The 6,183-nt window shown below is 55.1% G+C and carries 6 protein-coding genes and 1 pseudogene; 1 reads left to right on the plus strand and 6 read right to left on the minus strand.

The window, feature by feature from the left end; genetic code table 11:
- A pseudogene (pgi, locus tag BIS11_RS08915) lies at positions 1–817 on the plus strand (glucose-6-phosphate isomerase); the annotation flags it as partial.
- A 92-nt stretch (positions 818–909) separates the two neighbouring features.
- Here the strand turns inward: pgi and BIS11_RS08920 are convergent.
- The 6 genes from BIS11_RS08920 to BIS11_RS08945 form a co-directional block, all read right to left on the minus strand.
- Complete coding sequence (locus BIS11_RS08920; RefSeq protein WP_253422882.1) at positions 910–1,266, minus strand: GNAT family N-acetyltransferase; 357 nt, start codon at positions 1,264–1,266, stop codon at positions 910–912.
- Between the two features lie 194 nt (positions 1,267–1,460).
- Positions 1,461–2,006 (minus strand): nucleotidyltransferase family protein, encoded by a 546-nt coding sequence (locus BIS11_RS08925; protein WP_253422886.1) that lies wholly within the window; start codon positions 2,004–2,006, stop codon positions 1,461–1,463.
- An 84-nt stretch (positions 2,007–2,090) separates the two neighbouring features.
- Positions 2,091–2,930 carry a DUF4062 domain-containing protein gene (locus BIS11_RS08930; RefSeq protein WP_253422891.1) on the minus strand — a complete coding sequence of 280 codons (840 nt, stop codon included), beginning with the start codon at positions 2,928–2,930 and terminating at the stop codon, positions 2,091–2,093.
- A gap of 92 nt (positions 2,931–3,022) precedes the next feature.
- Positions 3,023–3,490 carry a nucleotidyltransferase family protein gene (locus BIS11_RS08935; protein ID WP_253422894.1) on the minus strand — a complete coding sequence of 156 codons (468 nt, stop codon included), beginning with the start codon at positions 3,488–3,490 and terminating at the stop codon, positions 3,023–3,025.
- Positions 3,491–3,728: 238 nt separating this feature from the next.
- Positions 3,729–4,154 carry a GNAT family N-acetyltransferase gene (locus BIS11_RS08940; protein WP_253422897.1) on the minus strand — a complete coding sequence of 142 codons (426 nt, stop codon included), beginning with the start codon at positions 4,152–4,154 and terminating at the stop codon, positions 3,729–3,731.
- A 103-nt stretch (positions 4,155–4,257) separates the two neighbouring features.
- Entirely contained in the window at positions 4,258–6,099 is a 1,842-nt protein-coding gene (locus BIS11_RS08945) for an autotransporter domain-containing protein (protein WP_253422900.1), read from the minus strand.
- Between the last annotated feature and the right edge of the window lie 84 nt (positions 6,100–6,183).

Consider the following 6,183-nt stretch of genomic DNA (forward strand, 5'->3'; position numbering starts at 1 on the left):
CTCCATCGGCTTCGACGGCTTCATCGAACTGCTCGAAGGCGCCCACGAGATGGACCGCCACTTCATCGAGGCGCCCTTCTCGCAGAACATGCCGGTGCTGATGGCCTTGATCGGCATCTGGTACATCAACTTCATCGGTGCTGAGACCCAGGCCATCGTGCCCTACGACCAGGCGCTGAACCAGCTGCCGTCGTTTCTGCAGCAGCTCGACATGGAGTCCAACGGCAAGTCGGTGGACATCTTCGGCCACCCGGTCAACTACAAGACCGGCCCGATCGTCTGGGGCCAGACCGGCTCCAACGGCCAGCACGCCTTCTTCCAGCTATTGCACCAAGGTACGCGCTACGTGCCGATCGACTTCATCGCCTCTCTCAAGCCCGAACCCGGCATGGAGGAGCACCACTTCGCGCTTCTCACCAACATGCTCGCCCAGGCCAACGCCTTCATGGAAGGCAGCCAGAATGAGTCCCAAGAGCTCAGCCAGGACCCCTACAGCTGCCCCGGCAACCGCCCCTCCAGCACCCTGCTGCTCGACGAACTCACGCCAAAAAACCTCGGCGCACTGATCGCCCTCTACGAGCACAAGGTATTCGTCCAAGGCGTGATCTGGAACATCAACTCGTTCGATCAGTGGGGGGTGCAGTTGGGCAAGCGTATCGCAGGCGAAATCAGTGAGCGTATTGATACCAATGCGGCGGATTTTGATGCCTCAACACAGGGGTTGCTGAAGTTGGTGCGGGCGCATTTTCCAAGCGGCCGTGCTGAGGAGGATGGCCAAGTTGAAAGTGGTAAAAAGACGGCCAGGAAGAAAGGCTAGAGAGTTTTAGAAAGTGAGACATAAGGTAAGCAAAAGCCTTGGCTGAATAGCCTGGGCTTTTTTGAAAGCGCAGAGCTGATTCTGCCCATTAGTTAAACCGCTTCCATCCAGTATTGCGTTGGTGTCTCCCCGCACCTTGTAAAACCCAGCCGCTCGTATAATGCGATGGCATGGCTCTGCTTCAAAACGCGAAGCCGTAAAGGCATGTTTGCCGCTCGTGCCTTTTTCAGCTCCTCACGAACAACCTGCGTTCCAATCCCCTGCCCTTGGTATTCAGGCACAAGAAATATGTCCCGCAGTTGAATAAACCCCTCTTCCTTTGTTATCCATACAGCGCCTACGTAGGTACCGTTTAAAGCCAAGATTTCAAAATCACCTTGACGCCATTTCTCATCAAAGGCTGGCTTTTGGAGTTTATCGTCCCAAACACCAAACTGACGCTCGACCACTTTTTGATAAGCGCTTGAATATGCGTTTCAGATGAAATCGCGGTCATTTTCTTCTGCTATCAATCTGGCAATTTGCATTTTTATAGCGCCTAAAAAGATTACTGCAATATTGATTTAATATGGAATAACGCCCACCATGAATGGCACGAGGAACGAGCGTCCGGCAACCTTGGGGAGCGAATTTAATGGCTTGGTTAGGCATTTACCACCAACCTTGGCCAAATTTCCAGCCACCTTTTAGTCGTGATCCGCTCCTCGAAATCCTGGAGCTTTGATCTTTTGGCATTAATAGTTACAGTAAAATTGAACAAGGGGTCGAAACCAAAAGGTGACACTAGCACAACGTCTCCAGAATTGTTTAAAGCGGCCCCAACCGCCGTTTCGACTTCAACCCAGTAGCTCATAGCATCTGAAGTTGACGTGTAGGGGCTATCGCAGTTCCGCCTATACATCCGCGCCTGGTTCTTTACCGACCATGGGAAATCCAAGACGCTTGTGAGCTGCTGCTCAAGCTGCCTATCTCTGACTTCAGAATTATCTACTGGATCAAAATATATCAGATCGATATCGTTTAGAGCTGTCAGCGATAGAAAGCCATGAACTTTGTCCCAAACCAGGTTCCGCACAAATCCCGCGGCAAGACACCAATCTGGGAGATCGAGGCTTGCGGCAGCAGAAAGTGCCCGCATCCGCTTGGAATCGTCTGCTATCCATTGCTTAATTCTGGCTTCATAGTTCATCGTATTGCCTAACGACTGGGCTCAGCAGCCGATTTGGAAGCGCACCGCGCTGGAAAACCGGTCCGCTGCAGCCCCTGCTTATGTTTAAAGTTCAATCATATCAGCTACTTGATATCCGAGGTTCGTCACCTCAAAGATTTCGCCTTTATGACCACGCTCAATAAGCAAACCTTCCTCAATCAACTCTTGAATGGCCGCTTCCCATCTGGCTACTTCTCGACGATCCTCGGACTGAACTAGATTTCTCCCATTAGTCTGAACGTCTGTACCCCCAATGTATCTTAGGTACATAACATTTCCATGGGTATCTGAACTGGCCTCTTTGAGTAAGACTTTCGCTTCATCTGATAACTCGGGAAGTCCACTCGAAGATTCAACAGGGACAGACGCATGTTGCCCAGATGCCTCTAGAAACGTTGGGTGTTCATTGAGCTTAAGCTGGAGATGCCGGTAGAACTTTTGGCGAAAATCTGAATGGCTATCGTAGCCCTCATATAATCCGCGTTTTTGGCAAGATTCTTTGAAGCGCTTGAGATGCTGCAATTGTTCTACATCTACTGAATCTATTGCGACAGGCTGACTCGAAAAGTAGAGCATTGCGGGTTTGCCTGTTTCGATGTGCCGCTCGATCTCTTCAACGGTTCCACTCGCATATTCAGAAGTTGCAGTTCCAATTCTTGTCCAGAACACCCCAACCAAAAGATCACATTTGTCTAGAACTTGGTTGTTAATTATCTCTTGCGGAGAGGAGCCCATTTCAGGAGATGAGTGCGACTCCCAGCCTATAGGTAAGAGTACGATGTTTCTTGCCACCGAATGGACCGCATTCCATTCGTAAATCACATCTCTGACAATCGCGCGCTCTGACGCAACGTCTCCAGGTGAGGCGATCATCACGTTGTAAACTCTTGCGTCATAGCTCATTTTCTATCCTTACTCCTTGAACATAACGCCCGCCATCACCAGTTGAAAAAACGGAGCAAAGCGGAGGTTTTGGTATCCGGTGCATGGCTTGGTTATGCGCTCTCACGGATAGCACGGACATCCTCGATATCCACCGGACGGGAGAGCGCAGATTTATAGTGGACCAGATCGTCTTTCAGCATAAGCGGAAGCTCAAGGCCCAGCAAATGCACTGTTGCGTAGCGAGAGAAATCTATGTTGAGTGGAACCCAAGTGTCGTTGCCTGCATCGAAGATTTGCGGACTGGCAGCATTACCTATCTCCACTTTGATGCCTTCATACTTGAACTGGACGTAGATTAGATCCCAGCCTTCCTCTTGGCGGTGAGCGGCAGCCTTGGATAGAAATTTTTGGCCGGCCTGAACTACTGACTCAAAGTGCTCAGCAGGGACAAAAAGGTCAATGTCGTTCAGATCACGCTCTGAGCCATACCCCTGTGCAGCGAGCCCTCCACAGATCAGAAAGGGAATATTCCTATCTCTCAGTAACCCCACAATCCATTCCGCTGCTAAATGATGCACGCCTCCTCCTTTTGCGCATAACAGTGATTATATACCCGGCTGCATAACCTCAATGGACGTACCAGCGCGTTCATTGAAGTTATCTAGCCGCCTGTATCAAATTTATCTCATTGATCTTATTGCTAGCAAAGAAAATTTTGGCTGCCTATTCAAAATTCGCGTGTCTTTTCACTTTACCTGAGGCTTGTAATTGTGGGTTGCGATCAGCGACCTTGCCGCCGCGCCATAGCCCTACTGATTAGCGTCTAGGCTGACTCAATAAGTAGTTGAGATGTGCGCACACTTCTGGCCCCCCCCTGCGCAGGTTATACATCACCGTGTTACGAATAGTGCCATCGCGACGCAGCCTATGACCGCGTATCATACCCTCCTTTTTCGCGCCCAAGCGCTCAATGGCACGTTGGCTTGCGTAGTTGACGTTGTCGGTGCGCCAGCCCACCACGTTACAACCCAACGTATCGAACGCATGTGTCAACAACAGCAGCTTGCAGGTGGTATTGATATGGGTACGCTGCGCGCGTTTGGCGTACCAAGTGCGGCCAATTTCCAACCGTTTTACCTCAGGCAGGATATCGTGATAGCTGGTCGTGCCCAGCACGGTACCGCTGGCTTCATCGCAGCCATCGCTTCGGTCAGTATCGATATAAAGGTTTAGCGACGCCATCGCGCATCAACGGCCACCCCCGAAGCGGGACGATCCCACCGCACTCCGAGGTGTGGCCGTGTCGCTTAACGCCCCTTGAAACCACCAGGACTTACCTGCCGAGTCAGAAGCGCTTACCCAGACTCAAGAACAGCGCGCTGCTGCGGGCGTCGTCGACATCGACATTGGCACCAATCTGAGCGTCGATACCACCGAGCGTCGCGCGAGCCCCCAAGTCGAGCTCCACGTAGTCGCGGTCAAGATCGAGCCGGGGCACGCGGTAATCGCCCAGCTGCGGCAGGGTTTGCAGGGTGGCGCTGGCGCCATCGTTCTGTTCGAATTCGTGATTGTAGCTGACCTGCAGGTAGGGGTTGAACGTCGGCCCGTCGCGTCGGATCTGCCAGCCCAGACGGCCCACCAGCGAGTCGACGTTCCGGTCGGGGTACGTAAGCGCCGTTGAGGAGCGCGCGGTTTCATCGAAGCCGTCGAGCTCGACGCGCTGCCACGTGAGCCCGGCGATGGGGCCGGTTTTTACATCGCTCCCGGCAATGGAGAAAGCGCTCACATCGACACCGGCGTTCAGCGCCGCCGTCAGGTTCTTCCCTTGCGTGGAGCCGCTGTGGCGTCGAGTGGCGCTGCCCAGTTGAATATCGCGGTCGATATCGACATCGAGCCAGGTATAGCTCAGCTGGGCGTTGGCCCAGGCGCTGTCAGTGTACCAGCCGGTGAACAGCCCAAGCGTCGTGTCCTGGCGCTGAAAGCTTCCGCGGCCGCCGCCAACGTCGGCGTCCTGATCGCCGTAGCCTGCGAACCCGCCCATCACCCAGCCGTTTTGATACCAGTCCACTCCCAAAAGCCCCGAGGGCTTGTTGGCATCATAAAGATCGCTCGAACCCAGCTTTTGGCGCTCGGCGCGAAGATCGCCCCACCAGCGCAAGCCGTTATCTAGCGGTATGGCATTCAGGTGCTCGGCGACCCGGTTAGCGCGGGTCCGCCCGGTCAGCACCGCCGAGTGGGTCACCAACTGCTGCAGCTGTGGCGCCTCGAGCATCGACACCACGACCTCGCCGATGATGCGATGGGTTGCGGGCGTGGGGTGAACTTCGTCGGCGAACATGTAGCGCTCACCGGCCTCCGGTGCTACCAGCGTGCCAGGATTACAAAGCGGCAGCGCCTGGGTACAGGCGCTATCCGTAATGTTGGTGAAACCATAGCGGCCGGGGTCGGCTGCGACCTCCTGTAGCAGTGAGAAGGTATCGACGGGTATGACATCGACCCCACTGGCCGCCACCGCTGCGTAGAGCGTTTCGTTGTACTGACCGGCAAGCGCGGTGGCACCGGCGCGGGTGGCCGGATCGCCGTTGAAGCGTGGCGTCAGCCCGAAATCGGGAATATTGAACAGCAGCACGTGCTGCGCACCGGCATTTTCGAGCGCGGCAGCGGCTTGGGCGGTGCCCACGGCGGCATCACGTATGATACTGGCAGCATCGCCCCCGGCGCTCACCGCGAACAGGTCGTTGGCACCGGCCCAAACGGCGTAAAGCGTATCTCCATCAGCGACGCCGCCGGTCGCCTGCAGATAGCTCGCGATCTGTTCGCTCAGCGGCGGCGCTGCGCCGAACAGAACGCTCGAAGGCGCCGTTACTCGAGCACCGCCGGCGGCGTAGTTGCTGCCGCCGGCGCTACTGGGATCTGCGCTGCCGCCAAAGCGGTCGGCGACACGCTCGGCCCACACTGGCCCGGGATTGACGGTAAAGCGCCCAACGAAATCACGCTGGCCGGGCGGCAGCGAAAGCAGTCGCGCGATGGGTTCACGGTAGTAGCCGCTATCGGTTAGGCTATCGCCGAAAAAGACGGTATCGTTGAAGGGCTCATCGAACATCGTGGCGGCAAGCGCCGAGAGCGGCAAGGCGCCTACGGCGACGAGAATACTCAGCGCCAGGCGCCGATAGCGTAGCGTGGGCATGACATCGTTCCTTTGATTGGTATTGTTATAAGTCGCTGGGCGATGGACGACCGGAAGTTCACGCCGGTGAGCAACGTTTAGCGA

Source organism: Halomonas sp. 707D4, assembly GCF_024158685.1.
Lineage (GTDB): Bacteria > Pseudomonadota > Gammaproteobacteria > Pseudomonadales > Halomonadaceae > Vreelandella.

Coding starts and splice junctions, on each gene's coding strand:
- BIS11_RS08925 (WP_253422886.1), bottom strand. CDS start 2,006: ATGAACTATGAAGCCAGAATTAAGCAATGGATAGCAGACGATTCCAAG.
- BIS11_RS08930 (WP_253422891.1), bottom strand. CDS start 2,930: ATGAGCTATGACGCAAGAGTTTACAACGTGATGATCGCCTCACCTGGA.
- BIS11_RS08940 (WP_253422897.1), bottom strand. CDS start 4,154: ATGGCGTCGCTAAACCTTTATATCGATACTGACCGAAGCGATGGCTGC.
- BIS11_RS08945 (WP_253422900.1), bottom strand. CDS start 6,099: ATGCCCACGCTACGCTATCGGCGCCTGGCGCTGAGTATTCTCGTCGCC.